The organism is Prevotella marseillensis (assembly GCF_900625065.1).
GTDB classification, from domain to species: domain Bacteria; phylum Bacteroidota; class Bacteroidia; order Bacteroidales; family Bacteroidaceae; genus Prevotella; species Prevotella rara.
Window position 1 is genome coordinate 3377062 of record NZ_UYXY01000001.1, and the last position, 25815, is coordinate 3402876.

Annotated in this window: 18 protein-coding genes and 1 tRNA gene; 15 read left to right on the forward strand and 4 right to left on the reverse strand. The window is 47.1% G+C overall.

Annotated elements, in window-relative coordinates; all coding sequences use genetic code 11:
- Positions 1 to 262: 262 nt before the first annotated feature.
- Entirely contained in the window at positions 263 to 1570 is a 1308-nt protein-coding gene (gene eno / locus EJL04_RS13325; protein WP_053398730.1) for a phosphopyruvate hydratase, read from the reverse strand.
- A 531-nt stretch (positions 1571 to 2101) separates the two neighbouring features.
- Between eno and EJL04_RS13330 the strand changes: the two genes are divergently transcribed.
- Entirely contained in the window at positions 2102 to 2401 is a 300-nt protein-coding gene (locus EJL04_RS13330) for a hypothetical protein (RefSeq protein WP_125105250.1), read from the forward strand.
- A gap of 84 nt (positions 2402 to 2485) precedes the next feature.
- On the opposite strand, the gene EJL04_RS13335 is transcribed toward EJL04_RS13330, so the two are convergent.
- The gene (locus tag EJL04_RS13335) at positions 2486 to 2854 is read right to left on the reverse strand and encodes a winged helix-turn-helix transcriptional regulator (RefSeq protein WP_125105251.1); all 369 of its coding nucleotides are present in this window, start codon (positions 2852 to 2854) and stop codon (positions 2486 to 2488) included.
- A gap of 303 nt (positions 2855 to 3157) precedes the next feature.
- Between EJL04_RS13335 and EJL04_RS13340 the strand changes: the two genes are divergently transcribed.
- Positions 3158 to 3613 carry a cupin domain-containing protein gene (locus EJL04_RS13340; RefSeq protein WP_125105252.1) on the forward strand — a complete coding sequence of 152 codons (456 nt, stop codon included), beginning with the start codon at positions 3158 to 3160 and terminating at the stop codon, positions 3611 to 3613.
- Positions 3614 to 3726: 113 nt separating this feature from the next.
- Here EJL04_RS13340 and EJL04_RS13345 read toward each other — a convergent pair whose 3' ends face one another.
- A complete protein-coding gene (locus EJL04_RS13345; RefSeq protein WP_125105253.1) occupies positions 3727 to 5517 on the reverse strand; it encodes an Omp28-related outer membrane protein in 1791 nt (596 codons plus the stop codon).
- A gap of 6 nt (positions 5518 to 5523) precedes the next feature.
- Complete coding sequence (locus EJL04_RS13350; RefSeq protein ID WP_125105254.1) at positions 5524 to 8649, reverse strand: Ig-like domain-containing protein; 3126 nt, start codon at positions 8647 to 8649, stop codon at positions 5524 to 5526.
- A gap of 336 nt (positions 8650 to 8985) precedes the next feature.
- Here EJL04_RS13350 and EJL04_RS13355 point away from each other — a divergent pair, with 336 nt between their 5' ends.
- The 13 genes from EJL04_RS13355 (at position 8986) to EJL04_RS13415 (ending at position 25795) form a co-directional block, all read left to right on the forward strand.
- Positions 8986 to 10611 carry a tetratricopeptide repeat protein gene (locus tag EJL04_RS13355; protein ID WP_164511779.1) on the forward strand — a complete coding sequence of 542 codons (1626 nt, stop codon included), beginning with the start codon at positions 8986 to 8988 and terminating at the stop codon, positions 10609 to 10611.
- 300 nt (positions 10612 to 10911) lie between these two features.
- Complete coding sequence (locus tag EJL04_RS13360) at positions 10912 to 13875, forward strand: rhamnogalacturonan lyase family protein (RefSeq protein ID WP_125105256.1); 2964 nt, start codon at positions 10912 to 10914, stop codon at positions 13873 to 13875.
- Between the two features lie 313 nt (positions 13876 to 14188).
- Positions 14189 to 15448, forward strand: a complete 1260-nt coding sequence (gene metK / locus EJL04_RS13365; protein WP_125105257.1) for a methionine adenosyltransferase — start codon at positions 14189 to 14191, stop codon at positions 15446 to 15448.
- A 117-nt stretch (positions 15449 to 15565) separates the two neighbouring features.
- Positions 15566 to 16594 (forward strand): DUF4271 domain-containing protein, encoded by a 1029-nt coding sequence (locus EJL04_RS13370; RefSeq protein WP_021853514.1) that lies wholly within the window; start codon positions 15566 to 15568, stop codon positions 16592 to 16594.
- A gap of 11 nt (positions 16595 to 16605) precedes the next feature.
- Positions 16606 to 17352, forward strand: a complete 747-nt coding sequence (locus tag EJL04_RS13375; RefSeq protein ID WP_053398739.1) for a uroporphyrinogen-III synthase — start codon at positions 16606 to 16608, stop codon at positions 17350 to 17352.
- 18 nt (positions 17353 to 17370) lie between these two features.
- Positions 17371 to 17781, forward strand: a complete 411-nt coding sequence (gene rnpA / locus EJL04_RS13380) for a ribonuclease P protein component (protein WP_125105258.1) — start codon at positions 17371 to 17373, stop codon at positions 17779 to 17781.
- Positions 17778 to 18020, forward strand: a complete 243-nt coding sequence (yidD, locus tag EJL04_RS13385; protein WP_021853511.1) for a membrane protein insertion efficiency factor YidD — start codon at positions 17778 to 17780, stop codon at positions 18018 to 18020. The genes rnpA and yidD overlap by 4 nt, the downstream gene beginning before the upstream one ends.
- A gap of 146 nt (positions 18021 to 18166) precedes the next feature.
- The gene (tyrS, locus tag EJL04_RS13390; protein WP_021853510.1) at positions 18167 to 19465 is read left to right on the forward strand and encodes a tyrosine--tRNA ligase; all 1299 of its coding nucleotides are present in this window, start codon (positions 18167 to 18169) and stop codon (positions 19463 to 19465) included.
- A gap of 148 nt (positions 19466 to 19613) precedes the next feature.
- A tRNA-Gln gene (locus EJL04_RS13395) sits at positions 19614 to 19684 on the forward strand.
- Between the two features lie 259 nt (positions 19685 to 19943).
- Positions 19944 to 20789 carry a 5-dehydro-4-deoxy-D-glucuronate isomerase gene (gene kduI, locus EJL04_RS13400; RefSeq protein ID WP_021853509.1) on the forward strand — a complete coding sequence of 282 codons (846 nt, stop codon included), beginning with the start codon at positions 19944 to 19946 and terminating at the stop codon, positions 20787 to 20789.
- A gap of 190 nt (positions 20790 to 20979) precedes the next feature.
- Positions 20980 to 21783: a gluconate 5-dehydrogenase gene (locus EJL04_RS13405; protein ID WP_021853508.1), complete on the forward strand. Its 804-nt coding sequence runs from the start codon at positions 20980 to 20982 to the stop codon at positions 21781 to 21783.
- A gap of 152 nt (positions 21784 to 21935) precedes the next feature.
- On the forward strand, positions 21936 to 23399 hold the full coding sequence (locus EJL04_RS13410) for a CotH kinase family protein (protein ID WP_125105259.1): 1464 nt from the start codon (positions 21936 to 21938) through the stop codon (positions 23397 to 23399).
- A gap of 839 nt (positions 23400 to 24238) precedes the next feature.
- Entirely contained in the window at positions 24239 to 25795 is a 1557-nt protein-coding gene (locus tag EJL04_RS13415; RefSeq protein ID WP_125105260.1) for an IS1634 family transposase, read from the forward strand.
- The last annotated feature ends 20 nt before the right edge of the window (positions 25796 to 25815 follow it).

Consider the following 25815-nt stretch of genomic DNA (forward strand, 5'->3'; position numbering starts at 1 on the left):
TCCCGTTGAATGCAGGAAATGTTCTTCTTTGGCAAATATATGAATTTATTTTATACTGCAATGCAATAAATTAATATATTTTCATTACTTTTTGATAAATCGAAGATTTTATCGGAAAAATACGTGAATTATTGAGAAATATGGACTAAAAAGTTATAATTCGTAGATAAATATGCCTCGTCCGGTTTTGTGTGCCATATAAAAAGAAAGGAGATGCATGTGGCTCATGCATCCCCTTTACAGCTGATATGCTTATGGAAAATTATTTCAGCTTTGTGTAACCATATTTAGCTGTTTCGCCAAGCTCTTCCTCGATGCGGATGAGCTGGTTGTACTTAGCCATACGGTCTGTGCGGCTCATAGAACCAGTCTTGATCTGACCAGAGTTAGTAGCAACAGCGATGTCAGCGATAGTAGTATCCTCTGTCTCGCCTGAACGGTGAGAAGTAACTGTTGTGTAGCCGTGACGGTGAGCCATCTCGATAGCGTCGAGAGTCTCAGTCAGAGAACCGATCTGGTTAACCTTGATCAGGATTGAGTTAGCAGCACCCATCTTGATACCCTTCTCGAGGAACTTAACGTTAGTTACGAACAGGTCATCACCAACGAGCTGGCAGCGGTCGCCGATGGCAGCTGTAAGTTTAACCCAGTTCTCCCAGTCGTTCTCGTCGAGACCGTCCTCGATAGAGTCGATAGGATATTTTGTGATAAGTTCTTCAAGATACTTGATCTGCTCCTCAGCAGTAAGTTTCTTTCCGTTAGGATCCTTCTTCTTGCCGTCCTTCAACTGACGATAGTCGTAGAACCACTCGCCATTCTCGCATACTGCGAACTCGCTGGCAGCGCAGTCCATAGCGATCTTAACGTCCTTGCCCGGCTCGTAGCCTGCGTCTTTGATAGCCTGGCAGATGCTGTCGAGAGCGTCCTCGATGCCGTTCAGTGCGGGAGCGAAACCACCCTCGTCACCTACTGCTGTAGAGAGACCGCGCTTCTTGAGCAGCTTAGCAAGTGCGTGGAACACCTCAGCACCCATGCGGATAGACTCTTTGATAGAAGGAGCGCCAACCGGACGGATCATGAACTCCTGGAATGCGATAGGAGCGTCAGAGTGAGCACCACCGTTGATGATGTTCATCATAGGAACCGGCATTGTGTAAGAGTTGCAGCCGCCGATGTAGCGGTAGAGCGGCAGGTTGAGAGCCTTGGCAGCAGCCTGTGCTGTAGCCAGAGACACACCGAGAATTGCGTTTGCGCCGAGCTTGCTCTTTGTAGGAGTTCCGTCGAGAGCCAGCATCTTATAGTCGATGGCACGCTGATTGAATACGCAGTCGCCCTTCAATGCAGGTGCTATTATTGTGTTAACGTTTTCAACAGCCTTCAGTACGCCTTTGCCCAGGTAGCGGTTCTTGTCGCCGTCGCGAAGCTCGAGTGCTTCGTTCTCACCTGTAGATGCTCCAGACGGAACAGCTGCACGGCCCATTACGCCGTTTTCGAGGGTTACTTCAACTTCTACTGTAGGATTGCCTCTTGAGTCGAGGATTTCTCTTGCATGAACTTTTTCAATCTTCATATTACCTTATTTTTAAAAGAGTTGTATTTTTGTTCTCGGTTTTATGCCTGCAAAGTTACTGCCAAATTAGTAATATAAGGTATAATTTGCGAATCTATTTTGAAAGATTTAATCTTTTTTAATACATAAAAATGTGTATAATGTTTTTACCGTCTAAATTGTCATATCGAGGTGTCGTTTGTACCCTTATACGTGTCATGTCAGCTGTCAGTTTTGCCGTCAGCGTGTCTAGTCCGGCCGTTGGCGCGCCCGTTTTCAGCCTCCGGCATGCCGTGTCTTGCCTGTCTTCGTAACGTGCTGATAATTAATGCGTTGCAAAAGGCCATGTTTTAGCCTCCAAAAAACCACCTTTTAGCGTGCAATTTGTGCCCTTTTGGAATGTAAAAGACGGCATATTAGAAAGCGGCGCCGTTCAGTATGCAGAAAGCCGGGCCTTGTCGTGAGGTGAAATAACTGAAATATGGCATCGGGAGATATGCTGAAGTTGCAGGTGAACTATGACGACATGCCGGGGCTGACATCAGGACCGAAGTGAATTATTCGGCGCTGCCTTCGTCGGCAGATAAGGTGATGTATCCTCTTTCGCTGTGCCGTAAACTGGCAGGCAAAGGACTTGGCAATGTGCCCGAAACTGACGCGGTGATACATATCAACAGCAATGCGCAATGGTGTGTAGGGGCAGGCCGTGACGCCGTTGCTGCCTCAAAGAGTCTTGCCTATGCCATGCTTAGGGCCATGGCTTCAGCCTTGGGTTTCGGCTCGGGCATGCTGATATTGAAGATAAAGTATGACGGCGGCGAAGTTAAGACAGTGAAATACGTCAACAGATAGCATCTTTGTCGTCAGACTGCTGTCTGCCGGCAGACAGTGGCATATTCATCCATGCGCAACGTTTGCTGAAACTTAATGGTTCTGCTATTTCAGCAGATACTGTTTGCGGCTCTCCATTATGTCGTCCATATTGCTCAAAGCCCAGTCTATAAGACTTTCTATGAGCGGAATGAGCGTCAGCGCCCTTTCTGTCAGGCGGTATTCAACGCGCGGCGGCACCTCGGCATACACCTTTCTCGACACGAGGTCGTCGGCCTCGAGAGCCTTCAGCACCTCCGACAGCATCTTCTGCGATATGTCCGGAATGTTGCGGCGCAGTTCGTTGAACCTCATCACGCCGTGCCCGTTGAGCGTTATCAGCACAAGCATCGACCATTTGTCGCCTACGCGCGACAATATGTTGCGTATGGGGCAGGTGGGATATAATGTGTCTTTTAGTTCGTTCTTAATCATAAAAACATTGATTACGGTTTACAAAAGTAACCAATGTTCTTAAATAAACCGCATCTGCGGGGCTCTATTTTGAATAAAAATGTCTTTCTTCCGGCGTGCATCCCCAGATGTGATGTGCCCATGCGTCTTGGCGAAAGCCATTATGCGAGTGTGCTGTTGTTAAAGTGTGTAAAAGTGATTGGCGTAAATGGCTTGGTTTCAGCATTAGTAACCTCCGCGTAACCGGCTGAGAATTTTGTAACCTCTTGATACATACGCAGATATAAACTAACTTTGCATCGTGAACAATAAAAGCATAATAAGATGAAAAAGTTAGAGATTATAGGTAGCGGCGACAATTTTACCGCAGTTACAACAGGCAGTTTCAACGAGTTGCGTGAGCACGAAATCGACTTCGGCGGCGGTGTGGTTCTCAAAGGAAAGGTATTTGCAGGCACGGCCCTTGGTGCCACAGGCTCTGAAATTTCGTTACAGACCTTTGCTCCGGGCGAGGGCAGCACCTTCCTTCATGCACACAAAACACACGAGGAACTGTATATCATCGTGAGCGGCAAGGGCGAGTTTCAAGTAGACGGCAAGACCTTCGCAGTGGCTCAGGGCAGCGTAGTGCGTGTTGCTCCAGCCGGGATGCGTGCGCTGCGCAACACGGGTGCGGACGACATGGTTGTTATATGCATCCAGTATAAAGCCAATTCTTTCGGTGCCGACGACACTCCCTTTGCAGACGGCGTGATGGCCGAGGGCGGCGTAGAGTGGTAATATTTGCCGGCCGTTAAGGCTTTCCATACAGCATAAAGTATTATCAACCAAAAGGGGATGCATCAAATTATGCACCCCCTTCATTACTTTTTAAGTAATATCGAGAAAACAAACTATTTTCCGATTACAACTTTCTTGCCTCCGATGATATATATGCCACGCTTCAGCGATGGCATATCCATTGATGTTTCGCCAACTTTTCTGCCTGTGACATCATATATGGCAGACGGGGCAGACGGACGCTCCACAGATACTCCTGTTACGGATGTGGCGCCTGACCAGTCGATATCGTTCAGGATAGCAGCATTTTCAACCTGGCAATTGGTGACGTCAGACGGGTCATAGTTGCTCACTACGGTAATGATCTGCATATTGCTCTTTACACAATTGTCTGGTACCGTCAGATCGCACTCATAGTAATAGTTGTCATTGGAGTCCCAGTTGATGGGCTCGCCCCATGTGCTGTTGTAAGCCCTGATAACATGGCGCTGGATATAGTCGCTGCCGCCGTTGTTCTGTGTGCTTGAATGAATTTCGTTCTCAACCAGATAAACCGTCAGGCGTATATCATCGCCGCCGAATACATGGTCGCGTCCGCCCGTTACGGTGACATGCAGCATGCGGGTGTCAGGGTCGTAGACGGCTTCTGGCAGGATTGCCACCTCTGTAGTGAGACTCTTCAGGTAGTCGAATATACTGATGTATTCACCCTTTTCGCGTGGCGCATCCATGACAGGTGTCGACGGGTATGTAAAGCATGTACGGTCCCACATAATTGCCGGAGCGTAAACAGCCTCGGTGCCATAGAGCCAAAGCATGTCACGGTCGCACTGCTGTGTGAACTGATCCTCGTAAAATCCGGAGTGATGGCAAACGACGGCTATCTCATTGATATAGTTGTTGGAGGCGAGAGCTTCGTGGATAGCCTCTGCTGCCGAAGGGCAGTTGGAACAATTCTCTGTGGTGAATTCTTCCAGCAAAGGCACTTTGACAAACTTATACTTAGTGACATCATAAGATGTAGAGTCGCTGTTGTTGTCTTCGTTGACGTCGGCACCCTCTTTCAGGTTGCATAATTTGACTTTCAGACTGACGTTGCGCTCCTTTTCCCCGCGCGGGGTGATATAGTCTACCACAACTTCCTTTCTCTCTCCGGGGAGTATTGACTGATTTACCGGATAAGATACGGCTTCGCAGCCATTCTCATTGGTCCAGACGTCGAAGCCGCTGATTATGCGACTTCCATGATTGGTGATTTGGAGCGTCAGCGGCTCTGCAGAGCCTACCTGTATGCGTTCAGGCATTGAGATTGAGTCGATGCCCAAATCAAAGGTCGGCATGTTGTCGGCGGTTATGATGGCACCGATGCTCAATACGGCATCAGACACTTTGGAACTGTCAGCCCATGTGCCGTCGAGGTTGACCATAAGTCCCTGCTCGTGCTGTGGCTTGACAGCCGAAATGGCATAGCAGGCGCCTTTCTGGTAGATGGTGTAGCCAACATAGAAAGGCTTGTCGCTCATTGCCACCGGCAAGTCCTGCACCTCGTTCCAACCCTTCACTATAGACTGTCCTTGTTTGCTTCCGATAGTCTTGGCAAAGATATTATTGCCGTCAAGTTCATAGCGTGCCCATACCTGCAAGGAGTCGATGTTCAGGCGTGAAGCAAGTCCCACCTTTACTCCGGCTATCTTTATATTCTTCAATCCGCCAATCTTGTCTTGACCTATCAGGCATGCTGCCGATACGGTTCCTTTACCGCCCTTACCGATGGTACTTGATGTCTGTATTGCACTGTTGCAATAGCTGAGCAGCATCTGTCCGTCTTCCTGTGCCGCGGCGGGAATTGCAGTCCCCAAAAATAGGACTGCAATTAAAAAGAGAATGTTTCTACCTTTCTTCATATTCCTTTATCGTATGATTTGTTTGCGAACTACATTATGTCCCGTTCCGTCGACAGACTTCTCGATGATGATGCCCTTGCTGTTCTTGTCGGCCTTTTTTCCGTCAATTGTATAACGTATGGTATTTTTGCCGAATGCGTCAGATATGGTGTCACTGATTCCCGTTGATGTACCTGAAGTAACAGTGACATTGTCAATCTGCAGCAATCCGCTCTTTGGCTGTGCATCGGTGTAGAACGCAATATGGACATTTTTGCCGGCAAATTCCTTGAGGTCAATAGTCACAGGTTTATAAGAAATAGGCTCTTCATCCTCTGTGAATACTGTGGTAAAGGTGCTCGGGTCGGTTCCTTCACCCACTTTGACGCTGTAGCTTACGGTGTTGGCATTAGCAGAGCGGACAGAGCGCAAGAATGTGAGCGTAGCTCCATTTTCTGGAATTGTTATCATTGGCGATACAATGTAGTCATCAGCTTGCTCGTTAATCATATTTGCATTGAATTTTAGTATGCCTCCTCCGAGATCTGCGAATTTACCTGTGTTGCCGCCTTCTGTCTGCCATTTTATGTTGTCATAGTCGTTGTTGAGAATCGACCAGCCCACCATGCTCTCAAAATCATCAAAGTATATGAGGTTGGATGTGTCAAGAGCCTTGGCGTTGCATTTCAATACAACATCGCCGTTGCTTGTCTTTATGGTAACATCACCGTTCTGTTCGCCCTTGGCTGTCGGAGTGAAGACAACCTTTATCGGAACTACACCATATTGTACGGCGCGGTTCCATCCGTCAGGATCAGACTGTCCGGTGAAAGCGCCGTTGCCATTAATGTCGCCCAGCTCCATTTGTGTGTCAGATAGATTGAGAACATTTACTGTGGCTGTTGAATAGTGACCGGGATATGTTTCCGGCATATTGACAGTTTCGCCTTCCCATATAGTAACACCGTTAAGATTGTCAAACAGTTGCAGCTTCAGATGGCTTATGGTGTAACGGTTTGTCAGTTTTGCCTTGCCGTCACCATTGGTACAGAATGCAAATACCACATAATGCATGCCTGGTTTGAGATAAGTAAGCGCAGGTGTGGCTATTCGGTAGCTTCCGTCAACGCTATCACCCTCTAGAACTTCTGCATATAATGCGTCGTCAATGGTGAACATTGCATAGTCATCATCTGTACCGTCAACAGTGCCTTCCCATCTGAGTACACCTATCTTGCCTTGAGGAACAGTGAAGAAGCAGCCCAGACTTGAATAGCTTTCAATGCTGTCATTCGGATTGTCGTTGCCATTGTAGGTTGTATTACCATCTACAACAAACGGAATGTCGCGGTCGGAAATAAAGAGGAAGTCGCCTTCATCTACAATTTTACTATAATCGTATGGCGTTTCCACTACGGCCTTACAGTGAATTGTATAGTCGCCGGCGCTGGTCTGCAGGGTTACATCGCCCTGATAAGTGCCTACGGCATTGGCCAGGAAAGTTATCTTGACAGGAACAGATTCAAACTCGCCTAGTTTGTCTTTAGAAACCGTGGCGCTGAAGTTTGTTGAGTTCTTTATACCTTTAATAATAAGGGAATCACTGCCCTCGTTCTTGATGGTAATCGAAGAATCGGCATCTTCTACAGTGTCAAGATTTAGGAAGTAACGACGCATGTCAAGATTGTCGCTCGAAATTGAGGCATCAGCTGCTTTGTAGTCTACTATTTGATATTTTAGGTCGCGCAAGTAGACATAGTCCTTGCCGTATTTGACAGCTCCGGTGTTGACCATTAAGTCTTTTTTATAACTAAATGAGAGAGTGTGTGATCCAGGTGCTATTTCAACGCTGCCTTTCACGTTCTGCTCGCCTTGTTCGTCGTAAATAACCACATTTTTATCATCACAGTCAACATGGAATTCGTCATAGCTTGAGAAGCGTGGGTCATATACAGCATCCCAGCTTGCCACTACCTTCTTACCTTGTGGAACGGTGACAGTGGCATAGAGAGTTGAAGAGGTCATGCCTTCTCCTTGGTTGGTGGTTACGGCCACAGTTTGCTGTTCGATAGTATCAGTTAGCAGCCAAGGATAATCCAGACTGGTATTATATGTAACAATGTCGCTGCCTTCAGAGGTTATCTTCTTATAGTCAGGCACATCCTCAACATTAGCAACTACGTTTACAGTCTTGTCGCCATTGTCAGTAGATAGCGTAATAGTACCGGTAAACTGTTTTGCCTCTTTAGGAGTGAATTTAATGTTGATAGTAGCTGATTCACCAGAACCGAGGTTGCCGCTCGGATTTTCAATGGTAAGTTCATCACTGGAAACATCAACAACATATTCGGCTGCCTCAGTACCCGTGTTGACAATACCTATGGCTTTCTCAACCGTGCCGCCTACGAAGCAACGGCCGAAGTCGAGTTCGTCTCTGTCGGCAATTATATTAGGCCCTTCACCTTTCTTGAACATCTTGCCGTCGAAGAATATGGAGTTAAAGCCTCCGTCATAATATCCGAAATAGTCGTCATATGCCAATAAGCTGGCGGCAAAGTCCTGACGGAGAGTTATTGTGTTTCTGTCAGAAGACACATCCATTACAAGAGCGTCGTACGATTCCCAATAGCCAATGCCGTACATATCACCGGCTTGAAGAAAAAGATCGTAATCTCCGTCTTTACCGATAATCGCGCACTCTTTATACGGATCGGTCCAATATGAAGGAGTGTTCACTGTGATAGTGTTTGCATCCTTATCCCAGATGCCCGTAATGGTAGATGGTGACGACATATTTATCAAGTTGGTAATCTTAGCCTCGCCGCTATTATCGTCAAGTTGTATATAAACAGGATAAGTCGTCAGTTTGCCGCCTTCAATAAATATATTATCGCCGGTCTGAGGGTCAAACACGCTGTAAGCCCTCATAAGATACTCGTCGCCAGGATAGACGGCTTCAGCTTTTGGAGCAGTGAGCCGTGTGTCAACTTTTTTCTTGGTGAGTTTAACAGGCTGCTCAACAGAGTCTGTCGGCTCATGCAGACGCATAAGTTTATACTTGCCCTGTGCAAATGCAGGCTGGAAGGATAAAAATGACATCAACATAAGTAATAATTGCCATACAGTTACAAAGTGATAATTTTTCTTCTTCATAAGCTATAGATTTTAATGTTATACGTTCGCAAAAATAGAAATTAATGTTTGTCACAATGTTTTTAACAATCATCATTCAGTATAAACATAATGCTTGTTGCATACAGATTATTATATACATTTTTGTATAACATGCTGATAATCAGGCATTATAAAATATACATACAAAATAGAGACAAAAAAAGGCTATATATTATTCTGTTGGCTTAAAAAAAGGATTAATATTATGAAACGTTAAAAAATATGTGTATTTTTGCATCGATTACACAGAACGACAATATGCAGAATTCATCCATATTACGATATTTATTCTGCTTGGTTATGGTATTCATGTCCATGATGAGCCTTGCCGGTCCGGCTAATTCCAGTGAAGACACGATGACTGTGAAAAAAGCCGAATCCATCATCACGAGTACCGTGATTCAAAGCAGTTCCCTTGGTATATACTTTGACGCGCTAACTAAACTAAAACAGGTGAAGTCGGCAGAGGAAATGCAACGATATACCTTACAGACTTTGACAGGTTTTGCCTCAATAGCACTCAGCCTTAAGAGATTCGATCTTGCGAACCTACTATTAAGCAGGGCACAACTTTATTGCACAAAGAAAGACAGTATTACTTATTATGAGATTTACTCCGGTATTGCTTACATTGAATTGTCTGAGGGCGGGTTGAAGGCTTCGTATGCCAAACTATTGAAAACACTTGAATTCTACAAGAAAAGAAACATGCACTATCAATACATCGTGACACTCATAAACCTAGCCACGTATTATAGACTTACAGACAACCGGGCTAAAGCTAAGATAATTCTTAAAAACGCCTATAAAGAAACTGTTGCGCATAAGCAAACCTTATTGCAGATAAAAGTGCTGCAGACTCTCTTTGCATGTGATGATGACAATGAGCTCGACTATAGTCTTATCACCACAGCTATCAGACAGGCACAGGCTAATAATCTCACGCCGTTCTATCCAAAATGCCAGTTGGCACTGGCGCGTTATTATCAAGGTAAACTACAGGATGAACAGGCTTTCGTCGCCTTTGATAAAACCATTGAGTTGGCAAGAAAATACAACGATAATGATTGCTTGATTGAGGCTTTGAGACGTAAGGGTGACATCTATGAGCGCAAAAACAACTACCAACTGGCTTACTATCTCTACCGTCAGGTGCTCACAACAGAGGCACAAGAGGAAGAGAGAAATAAGAAGACCATTCAGGATTTCATGGCCAATACGCAGAATTTGCTAAATTGGTGTGATAAAAATGTGAGAATGGAGCATGGAACGTTTAAGCTGGTAGATGAAGATGGAAACAATGTAACTGGTATATATGTTGCTGTTGGAGCTTTTGTATTGGCCTTGCTTTTGGCTGCGGGCAGGCTCTTGCGTGACAAGCGGAATATGTCTGCAGCACTTGAAGCCGAGAAGCTGAAAAACGACGAGCTGAGTTCTTTGCTCAATGATACGGCAAGTAAAGTTGAACGCAATGATGCGCTCATTGCCGAGATGGAGCAGCAGATAAGTTATCTTTTATTGTTCTATAATAATCATAATGTACTACTCGACAAAATTCGCAATGCTGTGCGTTCTTGTTATGGAAAAGATAACTCTGTCAACAATGAGTTGCGTAAGATCTGCGCACAGATTATGGATTATCGGCTTATTCCGATCAGTTCCTGCTTTACTGAAAAGCAAGAGAAAATAATGAAAAACTATCAGGATAAGCTTTTAAGTCTTTATCCAAAACTGTCAAAAAACGAGGTTCTCCTTGCCACCTATATCTATTTAGGATTGAGTACCCATGAAATCTGTATACTTACGGGCAACCAGGCACAGAGTGTCAACATCGGACGTTATAGGTTGCGCAAGTCAATGAATCTCGACCGAGAGGCTAGTCTGGAAGTAGTATTGAGAAATGTCTATCAGCCTTCTTTTCGAACGGATAATAAGAATTGATATTCATGGAAAATTCCATCATAGAGAATTATTGTTACCCTTTGGCCATCCAACATCTTTATTGAAAATGCATTTTAATGGTATTTAAGGAGTTGAAGATGTTACAGATAGCTCAGTTTCTTAGTTGGGCCTCTCTAAATGATGTAGACATCTTATGGGGCATTTGGAGGCTGTCCGCATTTCGCGCTTATGCATACTAAAATCAGTATTGCCTGCCGATAAATTTCGTTATTTGAGCGATAATGATTACCTTTGCGTACGTAACTTTTCTTGCTAAAATAAATCAATAACTTAAATCTTATGAGAAAATTGTTTTTTTCATGCTTGATGCTTGCCGCATCTCTGTGCCCTTCTGTGGCTCAGCAGGCCGAGACGCTCGGACGCGGACTCGTGGCCGTAAAGACAAAGGCAGGCGTCTATCTGTCGTGGCGATGCCTGACGTCTGACAAAAGCAGTCAGGGCTACGACGTGTATCGTGATGGAGTGAAGGTTAACGCAGAGCCGATAACCGGCAGCACCAACTATGTTGACGCTTCGGGAACGGCAGATGCCAAGTATGTCGTTAAGGCAGTTGACGGCGGACAGGTGGTTGAGACCACGCCTGAGGCAGCCGTATGGCCTGAAGTGTATAAGAAAGTACACCTTGACAGACCTGCAGGCGGCACCACTCCCGACGGCGTGGCCTACACATACAGCCCCAACGACTGCTCTGTGGGCGACGTTGACGGCGACGGAGAGTATGAGATAATAGTTAAATGGGACCCGAGCAACTCGAAGGACAACTCGGAGAAAGGTGCCTACACGGGTAATGTGTATATCGACGGATACAAGATTGACGGCACGAAGCTGTGGCGCATAGACCTCGGACGCAACATACGCGCCGGCGCTCACTATACGCAGTTTATGGTCTACGACCTCGACGGCGACGGAAAGGCCGAGGTGGCATGCAAGACAGCACCCGGAACCATAGACGGACAGGGCAAGGCCGTGCTGATGGGCGACGACAAGGTTACCGACGACTATCGCGTAAGCAGCGGCTCGAACAAGGGCATAATAGTGTCGGGTCCTGAGTATCTCACGGTGTTCAACGGACAGACCGGCGCCGAGATTACCACCGTTAGTTATGTGCCGCTGCGCTCAGTACGTTCAGACTCACAGTGGGGCGACTCTTACGGCAACCGCTCTGAGCGCTATCTGGCGTGTGTGGCTTATCTCGACGGACAGAAGCCTAGCCTGGTGATGTGCCGCGGCTATTATACGGCATCGTATCTCTGTGCATGGGACTTCGACGGAAAGAACCTTACGCAGCGCTGGCTGCATAAGTCGGAAACTGCCGGCGAGGGCATCTACGGCGAAGGTGCTCATGCCCTTACGGTTGGCGATGTTGACGGCGACGGCTGCGACGAGATTGTATATGGAGCAGCTTGTGTTGACCACGACGGCTCTGTGCTCTACCGTACCGGTGCCGGACATGGCGACGCCCTGCATCTTGGCGACTTCGACCCCGACCATGACGGACTTGAGATATGGATGGTGCATGAGGAGAAATCGGCGGCATTCCCCTGGGACGCAGAGTTCCGCGACGCCAAGACGGGCGAGGTTCTTTGGGGACAGAAGCAGAGCGGCAACGACATAGGCCGCGGCGTAGTGGCCGACGTGAGTGAGAAGTGGCGCGGATGCGAGGCTTGGGCAATAGCCGACTACACGTCAGGCTCGAAGGCTACGGCAACATACGACTGCAAGGGTAACAAGGTGGCAGACAAGCGTCCGTCGTGCAACTTCCGCATATACTGGGACGGCGACCTCTATGAAGAGCTGCTCGACGGCACAGATATAGTTAAGCGCAACGCCACGCTGACGAGCGATGCCGCAAAATGGAGCCTCGGACAATACAGCAACGCGCAGTCGTGCAACACGTCGAAGAAGACTCCTTGTCTTTCGGCCGACATCCTTGGCGACTGGCGCGAGGAGGTAATACTGTGGGACGGAAGCACAAGTTCTGACCTGCTTATATTCACCACGACGGAAGAAACTAAATATAAGGTGCCCTGCCTCATGCAGGACCACATATACAGAATGGCCATAGCATGGCAGAATGTGGCATACAACCAGCCGCCTCACCTTGGCTATTATCTGCCCGACAGATTCTCTACCGATGCATCGCTGCGTGCGGTTAGCGGACAGCTCAACCAGACCGTGGAGCAGGGCGAGGCCATTGAGGCCATTGTTTATGAGTGGAAGAACGCCACGGGCGTGGCTGTAGAGGGACTGCCCGACGGCGTAACCATGTCGGTGGACAACTCTTCAAGGCAGTTTACAATAAGCGGAACGCCTTCGGCCACAGGTACATATAAATATAAGGTGTCTACCACTGGCGGCGAGACCACTGCAACTATAGAAGGAACGATAACCGTGCGCGACAAGATTGTGCTGACGCCGCTGGCATGCTATCCGTTCGATGAGATCAGTGCTGGCTCTACTCCAAACACCGTAGAAGGCATGGCAGAGGCTGTTGGCGCACCGGCATCTGTGCAGGGCATCAAGGGCAATGCCGCACAGCTCGACGGAGCTTCTTACTTCACACAGATGGCATACAACCAGATACAGCTCGGCACGGAAGACTTCACCGTGGAGTTCTGGATGAAGTCTGCCGACGATGCCGCTTACATATTCCATAAAGGCAGCATAACGGCCAACGCTGCAGCCGGAGCAACAGGCAAGTGGGTTGGTCTGGAGTATAAGAACGGACTGCTGAAGTTTGCCGTTGACGACAACGTAACCAAGAGCGAGGCTTCAGCCGCAGGTACTGCTTACTTCAACGGCGAGTGGACTCACATCGTTTGCGTGCGCGACAGCTATACAAAGGCGCTGAAATTGTATGCCAACGGAGTGCTGATAGCCGAGGCTGCCGATGCCACAGGCGACATATCAGACAACGACGAGCCGCTCACCGTGGGCAATGTCAACGTGAGCCTTAACAACTTCCTTGAGGGCACAATCGACGAGTTCACTATATATAAAGGTGCAATGAGTTCCAACAAGGTTAAGGGGCGCTACAATGAATACATCTCTTCGGGCATTGAGACAGTGCCTTCCGTTCATCCAGCAGACAAGCTGACACTTGTTTCGGCTACGAGCGGCATGGTGGTTGCACGCGGAGTCGGCGCCCCCGAGAACATCACCTCTGGCGTTGCACCGGGTTATTATATCCTGATAATTGACCACGGAACATCGTCAGAAGTGAGAAAGTTTGTCAAGAAGTAAATCATCCTTACAGGCTGTATCCCCGGTTCCGGCTTTTCCGCCGGCTCGTTTCCGGGGCACAGACCGTGTATAATGTCAATAGGCGCCTGTCTGCCGGCTGTTTCTTTTTCCTTTTTTTGAAACGCCGGCGGCAGGCGTCTCTCTTTCGGCTACATGTCGGTAGACGGCATGGCCGCTGTTTATGAAAATATGTCATAACCATACTGATGCAGTGGCTTTTACACTGAAAATCAGTTAAAAAGGCTGTTTTTATTTTGCGTTTAGAACTAATTGCCTTAACTTTGCACACTCTTTTATAATTAAGGTAAATAAAATGGCATATTTCTTCACTTCAGAATCAGTATCAGAAGGGCATCCTGACAAGGTTGCCGATCAGATTTCAGACGCAATACTCGACCAGTTCCTGGCTTACGACGACAAGGCCCGCGTGGCTGTTGAGACGCTCGTGACCACAGGACAGGTTGTCATTGCCGGCGAGGTGCGCAGCGATGTGTATATCGACCTGCAGACCATTGCCCGCAAGACGATAAAGAGAATAGGATATACAAAGTCGGAATATCAGTTCGACTGGAATTCTTGTGGTGTGCTCAACGCCATACATGAGCAGAGCGAGGACATCAAGCGCGGCGTTGACCGTCAGGATGAAAGCGAGCAGGGTGCCGGCGACCAGGGCATGATGTTCGGATATGCCTGCAACGAAACAGAAAACTACATGCCGCTGTCGCTCGACCTGGCGCACATGATAATGCGCACGTTGGCCGACATACGCAAGGAAGGCAAGCAGATGACATATCTGCGCCCTGACTCAAAGAGCCAGGTTACGGTTGAATACGACGACAACGGCGAGGCCCGCCGCATAGACACCATCGTGGTTTCAACACAGCACGACGAGTTTGATCCGGATGACGACGCTATGCTTGCGCGTATTAAGGATGACGTAAAGAACATCCTTATGCCGCGTGTAAAGGAGCAGATACACAGCGAGAAGGTGCTCGCGCTGTTTGACGACAACATAAAGTATCTTGTCAATCCGACAGGAAAGTTTGTTATCGGAGGCCCTCACGGCGACACTGGTCTTACGGGCCGCAAGATTATCGTAGATACCTACGGCGGCAAGGGCGCACACGGCGGAGGCGCATTCTCAGGCAAAGACTCGAGCAAGGTTGACCGTTCGGCTGCTTATGCCGCACGCTATATAGCCAAGAACATGGTGGCTGCCGGCGTTGCCGATGAGATGCTTGTTCAGGTAAGCTACGCCATAGGTCAGGCTGAACCTGTAAGCATATATGTAAACACTTACGGCAGAAGCCACGTAAAACAGTCGGACGGCGAGATAGCCGAGGTTATAAAGAAGATGTTCGACCTGAGGCCGAGAGCCATAGAGCGCGACCTCAAGCTGCGTCAGCCTATCTACAGCGAGACAGCCGCTTACGGACACATGGGCCGCAAGTATGAAAAGGTGATGAAAACCTTTGAGAGCCACTACCACGAGACAAAGACCATCGAGGTGGAACTCTTCACATGGGAGAAGCTCGACAAGGTAGACGAGATAAAGAAAGCATTCGGACTGTAAAGTCCATATGCATGGAAGATGTGTCAGAACACACAGGCGTTGCGCGTGTGCGCATGCCGTGTCTTGACACATCCTCTTGTTATATATAAACTAACAAAGTAGGGCAGAAAACAAAAGATGACAGAGCTTCAGGCTGATTCGACGAACGTACATGAAGAAGTAGTGCCGGCCGAGCCGCTGAAGGCGGAGACACCGGCCAAGGTGAAACACCCGTATGAGGTGTTGCAGCAGTTGCCTGCTGACGCCACTCCGGCCCAGCAAGACTCTGCCATACAGTCGGTGTTCCATGTTGAGAACACTCATCTGAGCACGCGTCCCGACACGCTCCATCTGCCCGGACACGACAAGGGCAAGAGCGCGAAGGACATAAGCCTGCCGCAATACTACAAGCAGAACTTCTTCTCAAACGACTCGATGTATCATCCCGAGCTCGACGGCGGACGCTACGGCGTGGCCGGCGATCCTGTGCCATACACCATAAGGGGCGACAACACCATCACTGCTTTGCTGCTGGGATGCTTTGTGCTGGCTCTTATAGCATTTTCCAAGTCGCGCAGGTTTCTTTTCAGGCAGACCAAGAATTTTTTTTATGAGCCAAGGACGCTGACCACCGAATTCTCGGAGACTACCAACGAGCTGCGTTTCCAGTCGTTCCTCGTGCTGCAGACGTGCTTGCTGTTTGCGATAGTGTCGTTCCTTTACACACAGGACTGCGTTGCCGACACGTTCATCCTCTCGTCGCAATATCAGCTCGTGGCCATCTTCTTTGGTGTCTTCGTTGGCTATTATGCCCTCAAGATGCTGATCTACTGGTTTGTCAATAGCGTGTTCTTCGGCAAGAAAAAAAGTACAAGATGGCTCAAGTCGTTTTTGTTCATCACGTCGTTTGAAGGCGTGGCTCTTTTCCCTCTCGTGATGCTTCAGTCTTATTTCGACTTGTCTATACAAAACGCAGTTTTTTACGTCGCTTTTGTTATAGTTCTAGTGAAATTACTGCTGCTTTACAAGAGTTATGTAGTGTTTTTCGGGCATAAAACCTTTTTTTTGCAAATAATTTTGTACTTTTGTGCCCTTGAAATTATGCCCTTGCTATCATTGTGGGGTGTTCTGGTGATGATTGTAGACTATTTAAAAATAAATTTTTAGGGTATTTACTGATGGTAAGAAAGATATTGATCTCACAGCCCAGACCAAGTAGCGAGAAGTCACCGTATTTTGATATGGAAAAAGAATACGGAGTAGAGTTGGTGTTCCGTCCTTTCATAAAAGTTGAAGGACTTTCTTCAAAAGACTTCCGCCAGCAGAAGATAAGTATTCTCAACTATACGGCTGTTGTGTTCACGTCGCGTCATGCGATCGACAACTATTTCAAGCTTGCCAAGGAAATGAGGCTTGAAATACCTGAGACGATGAAGTATTTCTGTGTAACTGAGACTATAGCTCTGTATATCCAGAAATATGTGCAGTATCGCAAGCGCAAGGTGTTCTTCGGAAAGACCGGAAAGATAGACGACCTGCTGCCCACGATGATAAAGCACAAGACAGAGAAGTATCTCATCCCCATGAGCGACGTTCACGACGACAGCGTGAAGACTCTGCTCGACTCGAAGAAGCTCAACCACACGGAGTGTGTGATGTACCGCACCGTAAGCAACGACTTCACAGAGGAAGAGATAAAGACATTCGACTACGACATGTGCATCTTCTTCAGTCCGTCGGGAATCAATGCCTTCAAGGGCACCTTCCAGGACAGCAAGAACAACAATGTTATAGTCGGCACATTCGGCCCTGCCACAGCTAAGGCTGCCCACGACGCAGGACTGAAGGTGGAATTCGAGGCACCTACAAAGGAGCATCCTTCAATGACAAGTGCCTTGAAAGACTTTTTGGAGAAGAATAAATAAAGATACAAATAAAATATTATGTCGGCATCCGGTGTTCTGACATTCAGGAAAGAAGAGCGGATATGCAGAAAGACAGAGATAGACAAGCTCTTCAATCGCGGAGGCAGCCGCTCGATGGCTGCGTTCCCTGTGAGACTTGTGTATCTCAAAACCGATGCCGAGGCAGGCGTGCCTGACGTCAGAGTGCTGGTGAGCGTGTCGAAGAAATGCTTCAAGCGTGCCGTGAAGCGCAACAGGGTGAAGCGGCAGCTTCGCGAGGCTTTCAGACTTAACAAAAGCATTCTGTACGAGCAGCTTGAGCAGCAGGAAGGCACGGCTCTGCTTATTGCTCTGATTTGGATAGACGACAAGCTGTGGCCAACCTCCGAGGTTGAAAAGAAGGTGGTAAACCTTATGCACCGGCTGTCGGAGAAAATAGAGAGGCAATGAGAAGCATTCTTAACCATATTTCCAAAATATTGGTGTGGCTGCTGTCATTGCCTATCGTGTTTTATCAGCGTTGCATTTCTCCCTTCACTCCGCCTTCGTGCAGGTTTACGCCCACGTGCTCTGAATATGCACGCCAGGCCTTAAAGAAGCACGGACCGATAAAGGGGCTGGCGCTTGCCATATGGCGCATACTGAGATGCAACCCTTGGGGCGGAAGCGGCTACGACCCCGTGCCATAGTCTTAAGGCTGCCGCTGTCGGGAGATTATGGCGTATGGGCATCCTGCGGCCGTGCCGTGCGGCATCAGGCTTTGAGCCGCAGCTCATCTGAAAGAAGCCTGTGTGGCTTTTATATGTTTAACGAACAAAAAATAAAGAAAAATACGATGAATAAGAACTTTGTAGAAGAATTGAAATGGCGTGGCATGCTGAGCCAGATAATGCCGGGTACGGAAGAACTGTTGCAGAAAGAGCAGGTTACTGCTTATCTGGGCACTGACCCGACAGCCGACTCGCTGCACATAGGCCACCTCTGCGGCGTGATGATGCTGCGTCACCTGCAACGCTGCGGACACAAGCCGCTGGCACTCGTGGGCGGAGCAACCGGTATGATAGGCGACCCTTCAGGCAAGAGCCTTGAGCGCAATCTGCTCGACGAGGAGACTCTGCGTCACAACCAGGAGTGCATAAAGAAGCAGCTCGCCAAGTTCCTTGACTTTGAGAGCGACGCTCCCAACAGGGCAGAACTTGTGAACAACTACGACTGGATGAAGGACATGGGCTTCCTGCAGTTCGCGCGTGAGGTGGGCAAGCACATCACCGTAAACTACATGATGGCAAAGGAGAGCGTTCAGCAGCGCCTTAACGGCGAGGCACGCGACGGTCTGTCGTTCACCGAGTTCACCTATCAGCTGCTTCAGGGCTACGACTTCCTGTATCTCTATCAGCACAAGGGCTGCAAGCTGCAGATGGGCGGCAACGACCAGTGGGGCAACATGACCACCGGAACCGAGCTTATACGCCGCACGCTCGGCAGCGAGGCTGAGGCTTACGCGCTGACATGTCCGCTGATAACCAAGGCCGACGGCAAGAAGTTCGGCAAGACAGAGAGCGGAAACATCTGGCTCGACCCGAAGCGCACATCGCCTTACAAGTTCTATCAGTTCTGGCTCAACGTTAGCGATGACGACGCAGAGCGCTATATCAAGATATTTACCAGCCTTGACAAGGAGACCATCGACGCCCTCGTAGAGGAGCACCGTCAGGATCCGGGGCGCCGCACGCTGCAGCGCCGCCTGGCTGAAGAAGTAACCGTTATGGTTCACTCTCGCGAGGACTACGACGCAGCCGTTGAGGCTTCTAACATACTGTTCGGCAAGTCGACAAAAGACAGCCTGCTGAAACTCGACGAGCAGACATTCCTCGACATCTTTGAGGGTGTGCCCCAGTTTGAGGTTTCAAAGGACAAGATAGGCCTGCCGGCTGTAGAGCTGTTCACCACAGAGGCAGCCGTGTTTGCCAGCAAGGGAGAGATGCGCAAGCTCGTTCAGGGCGGAGGTGTGTCGCTCAACAAGGAGAAACTGGCCGCATTCGACCGTGAGATTACTTCTGACGACCTCATCGACGGCAAGTATCTGCTCGTTCAGCGCGGCAAGAAGAACTATTTCCTCATAACTGTGAAATAATTTGTCGGCAGTGCGTTCTTGAAATGTCAAAAGGCTGTCCGACAGGGCTTTTGCGTAATAAAAATGCAAAACTTGCGGCCTTTTACATTCAAAAAATAAGAAAAAATTTGGTAGTGGCGTAAAAAACCACTACCTTTGCACCCGTGATTGTCCAATGGTGTAATGGTAGCACAACAGGTTTTGGTTCTGTTTGTAGTGGTTCGAATCCGCTTTGGACAACATTTTTAAATATTATTCATATAATAATCGCACCTTTCATAACGTAGGGGTGCGATTTTTTTGTTATCTTTGCAAGCAATTAAAGGGCAGCCCCCGTATGCTTCATTCACACCGGCTTTTTTGTCGGACTCAGAATAGTGCCTGCCGGGGCGGGCCGGATTATGTGGTGAAAGCTTCAGGCCGGCGTGCGGCGCAGCTTTCACATTGTATAGAATACAGTCTTCATCAAAAAACAATTAGTTTAAAAACAAATACATTTATGAAAACAAATTACGAAATCCGCTATGCAGCGCATCCGGAGGATGCAAAAAACTATGACACCAAGAGAATCCGTCGCGACTTCCTTATCGAGAAAGTGTTTGCGGCTGACGAGGTAAATATGGTTTACTCAATGTACGACCGCATGGTTGTAGGCGGTGCAATGCCCGTTAACGAGGAGCTGAAGCTCGAGGCTATCGACCCGCTGAAGGCCGACTACTTTACAACACGCCGTGAGATAGGTATCTTCAACGTAGGCGAGGGCGAAGGCGTCGTTAAGGTTGGCGACGAGACATTCACTCTCGGATTCAAGGAGGCACTGTATATTGGCCGCGGCGACCGCGACGTGTTCTTCAGCAGCAAGGACGCGCAGAAGCCGGCCAAGTTCTACTTTAACAGTACAACAGCCCACAAGGAGTATCCTTGCAAGAAGGTTACAAAGGCCGATGCCGTTGTTGCCCACATGGGTTCGCTCGAGATGAGCAACGAGCGCGACATCAACAAGATGCTCGTTTCTCAGGTTCTGCCCACATGCCAGCTGCAGATGGGTATGACTGAGCTTGCAACAGGCAGCGTATGGAACACTATGCCGGCTCACGTTCACAGCCGCCGCATGGAGGCTTACTTCTACTTTGAGGTGCCCGAGGATCAGGCCGTATGCCACTTCATGGGCGAGATAGACGAGACACGCCACATCTGGATGAAGGGCGACCAGGCTGTTCTGTCTCCCGAATGGAGCATCCACAGTGCCGCTGCCACTCACAACTATACCTTTATCTGGGGTATGGGCGGCGAGAACCTCGACTACGGCGATCAGGACTTCTCAAAGATTACGGATTTGAAGTAAATATATTTCAGTAGTTAAAGAAGTTAGAGTTGTTAAAGGAGTTAAAGCCAAATGCACTTATAGGCCGTTTAGTTTGAACACAGACAGAATGACAATGAGCAACAAGACATTTGACTTTAACTCCTAAGCTCACGACCGTGAGCGGTAACTGCTTTAACTACTATAACTCCCTATAAAAGAATAAACACCCATGGATACATTTTCAAAGAGATTTTCACTTGAAGGAAAAGTGGCACTGGTTACAGGAGCCGCTTACGGAATAGGCTTTGCCATTGCTGAGGCTTATGCGCAGGCCGGCGCAAAGATTGCGTTCAACTGCCGCTCACAGCACCACATGGACCAGGCTCTGGCCGACTATAAGGCTAAGGGCATCGACGCCAAAGGATATATCTGCGACGTTACAAAAGAAGACGAGGTTAAGCAGATGGTGGCCGACATAGAGAAAGAACTCGGCACAATAGATATCCTCGTAAACAACGCCGGCATCATCAAGCGCATACCTATGACAGAAATGTCGGTTGAAGACTTCCGTCAGGTTGTCGACATCGACCTCAATGCGCCTTTCATCGTGTCTAAGGCCGTTATTCCGGGCATGATAAAGAAAGGCCACGGCAAGATTATCAATGTCTGCTCAATGATGAGCGAGCTTGGTCGTGAGACAGTGTCTGCCTATGCTGCAGCTAAGGGCGGACTGAAGATGCTCACACGCAACATCTGCTCAGAGTTCGGCGAGCACAACATACAGTGCAACGGTATCGGTCCGGGCTACATCGCCACACCGCAGACTGCACCGCTGCGCGAGCGTCAGGCCGACGGCAGCCGTCATCCGTTCGACAGTTTCATCGTATCTAAGACTCCTGCTGCACGCTGGGGCACACCTGAAGACCTTATGGGTCCGGCAGTGTTCCTTGCATCAGACGCCTCAGACTTCGTAAACGGTCATATCCTTTACGTTGACGGCGGTATACTTGCTTACATCGGCAAGCAGCCTTGATAAATAATTATTGTCTTATGCGGCGTATGTGTAAAGTTACCACGTACGCCGTATAGACATTTAATATTTATAAGGGTTACCTCACAATTACGCTAAAACTTGATTAAAATTAATACCAACATATTTATTAAGAGTAAATTAAATAATACGTTATGAATAAGAAAGGACTTTGGATTTTTTTGTTTTTGTTTTTTGCTATTACCAGCACAAATAGTACAGTAATTAATGATTGGCCTCGAATACCATTGCTGACGATAACTACAGAGAATGGTGAATTCCCGACATGTGAAGTGGCTTATCCGCCTGAGGGATGTGTAGGAACAGGAATAACAGCCAATGACTATGTATGTGGCCGGCTCGTGATGACACTTGATGGAGAAACACTTTATGACTCGGGTGATTATATAAAAGATGAGTCAGGCATGAGAATAAAAATCCGTGGAAATAGCACCGGTGCTTCTGCCGGACAGAAACCATACAAAATAAAGCTGTCGAAGAAGTTTGACCTGCTGTGCCGTGGAGATGAAGGATATAATGAAAAGGACTGGAATCTGCTAAAGATAAGCACATGGAATCCGGCATTTTCAAATGCGGAGAGTAATATACTTACGGTATTGGGCTTCGTGCTGAGTGAGGCTATAGGTATGGAATGGACTCCTGGCTATACCTTTGTTAATCTTGTTATGAATGATAAATATATGGGAATGTATTATCTTACAGATGCCATAGAGCGCGGCGACAAAAGGGTTGATATAAAGAAATCAGGCTATCTTATAGAGAACGACGCCTATTGGTGGAACGAAGACCTGTATTTTAAAACAGACCATCAGAACTCTGTCATGGGGTGGACATACAAGTATCCTGACGCTGAAGACGTGGATGACGCCATAAACGGTAATATCCAGGCATACGTTAACGATTTTGAGGATGCTTTGTACTCGGGAAAGGACGTTGATGAATATATCGACCTGGCTTCTTTTGCAAAATGGATTCTGGTTCATGACATTCTTAACTCGGATGATGCCGCCGGTACAAACATGTATATGTACAAACACGATTATGATGAGAGTAATCCTGTGGCAACAAAATTGATGATGGGCCCGTTGTGGGATTTTGATTCTTCATTTAAGACTGATGCCGATGACAGATGGAGCCAGCTTCACGAATTGGATTATTTTTATTATCCCAAATTGTTTGAAAATGAAAAATTCGTAAAGGAATATAAGAAACAATGGGAAGAGATAAAGCCGACATTGGCAGAAGATGTTAAAAACGGCCTTGAAGCGTTGAAGACAACTTATGGAGATGCTTTGCAGAAAAGCATGGATTTGCATAAGACTGCATATCCTACAGAGTGCAGTAATAGTCTTGAATCTCAGATTGATGAGATAAATGGTAAAATCGAGAGTAGAATTGTCGGTCTTGACAACCTTGTGAGCCAGCTTCAGACTTCAGGGGTACAGCAAATAGACGAAAATGGACCTAAGCATAAGATTATAGCTGTATATGACATTTATGGCGTAAGATGTCAGGAGGACGATATGGACAAGCTGCCTAAAGGCATTTATATAGTAAAGTATAATAACGGTTCGTTTGAAAAATGGTTGAATAAATAATATCTTTTTATCGAGAGATATAGATTTTTAAAGTGCAGGATATCATCATTAATTTTTGATGTCCTGCACTTTTTATTTTATTTCTATGCCATGAAATAATTTAGTTTATAAAAACGCGCTGAAAATCGTAACATTTTTATCCTGTTTTGCTTTCAGACACGGACATTGTGGCCTGTTTCGCTGCTTTTTGTTAAGCTAATTGTATCTGTTTTGTTTCAGACTGTTAGTGGCCCGTTTTTGCTCCGTAACTGGGCCACTTTTTGTGCAAAAGTGGGCCGTTTTTTATCCTTAAACAATAGACTTTTCAGGCGAGTCTGCACATATAATCTAGCATGGCAGATGCTGCGGCATTATTTTCATGTACGGATTGCTGATTCTAAGCCTTAAATCATATTCAGACTTTTGCATATTTTTCATAATTTTCAGCATCAGCATTCCTTACCGGCAGCCATAGCTACATGACGTGCTGAGACATGATAATATGCCTGCATGAAAACAATGTAGAAAATAAGTTGGATATGCTTCCTTATATAATTAATAAGGTATAAGGATTTTTCGTTGTATATCTCTTACCAAGAGATAGAATTCCGATGCAAATATATGAACAAATACTAATATCTGCAAATGATTTAATGATTTTTTTTCAAAAACGTTGAAAAAAGCATTAATAACAATAACTATTGACAAAAAGAGCTGAAAATCCCGATAACAGCAAGGTTTCAGGGCATATGTCTATCTCCTGACTTCGTCACTCAAAAAAACTAAACATTATAATTCGTTGATAAACAATATTTTGTAATTTTGTGTCACCCATTTTAGGGTGACACGATGCAAAAAACATGTTTATACGTAAAAAGAAATACCCATCAGGCAATGTAGGTGTCATAGTGGTTGAAAAGGTCAAGGGCAAGATGAATGAGCTTACCACTATAGGTATAGCGCGCACTCAAGAAGAGGTAGATTCTCTCGTAATGAAAGGTCGTAAATGGATATATGAGGAACAGGAACACCGCCATCCACGGCTGGATCTTTTCGGTGAGGAACGTAAGAAGTGTGATGCAGAACTTCTGAGTGCCGAACAGATGCTTTCGTGCATAACCAACATCTCGATCAATGGAGCGGACCTGATACTTGACCGTGTCTTTGACAGCGTTGGATTCAACAGGATAGATGATGAGGTATTCCGCCAACTTGTAAAAGCCCGTTTGTCTTATCCTGCAAGCAAAGCTGCGACAGTGGAGTATCTGAAGAATCATTTTGACGAAGATGTCAGCCTGTCGAAGATCTATCGTTATTTGGACAAACTGAGCGATAACCAACATAAGATAGTTCAGGACATAAGCGTCCTTCACACGAAGAATATTTTAGGCGGCCACATCGGTGTGCTGTTTTATGATGTCACCACACTCTATTTTGAATCGGACTATGAGGACGAGCTTCGCAAAACCGGTTTCTCCAAGGAAGGGCGTCATCAGAACCCTCAGATTATATTGGGACTGTTGGTCAGCATTGGCGGCTATCCGCTTGCGTATTGCATCCATGAGGGCAACAAGTACGAGGGGCACACGATGCTTCCGGTAGTGACTGAATTTGTCCGGAAATATGAGCTGGAAGATTTTGTCGTGGTGGCTGACTCAGGGTTGATGAACAACGATAATATAGCCGACCTTGAAGCAAACGGTTACAAGTATATCATCGGTGCGAAAATCAAGAACGAGAGCAGGAAGATACAGGAATGGATACTGGAGCAGCCTAAGACGGACCGCCAAATGGTTGAATACGATAAAGGTAACGGACAGAGGTTGTTGGTCGGATATACAGAAGAGCGTGCCCGAAAGGATGCTTATAACCGTGAGAAAGGTATACGCCGTCTGGAGAAGGCATACCACAGAGGTACGCTTACCAAAGACAATATCAACAAGCGTGGATACAACAAATTCCTGAAAATGGAAGGAAATGTAAAGGTGACCATCAATTACGAGAAACTGGAGAAGGATGCGAAATGGGATGGTCTCAAAGGATACCTTACCAATACGAATATACACGTCAATGACGTATATGCCGCCTACCATAACCTGTGGCATGTTGAAAGAGCTTTCCGCATATCAAAATCAAAGATTGAGATAAGACCAATGTTTCACTTTACAAGGCGCAGGATAGAAGCACATGTCTGTATCTGCTTCGTGGCCTTGAAAGTTTACAAGGAATTGGAGCGTCTGCTGAAACTATCAGGCATAAATATGAGTGTGGACAAGGTGCTCGAACTTGCTAAAACTATAGTGACTATACAGATGACATTGCCTCAAAGTAAGCAGACTATCAACAGAACTATGCTGATGAAACGTCATCAACGCATTGCTTCATTGTTTACTGATGATTTTTGGGTGACACGTTGACGAAGTCAGGAAAAAGCATT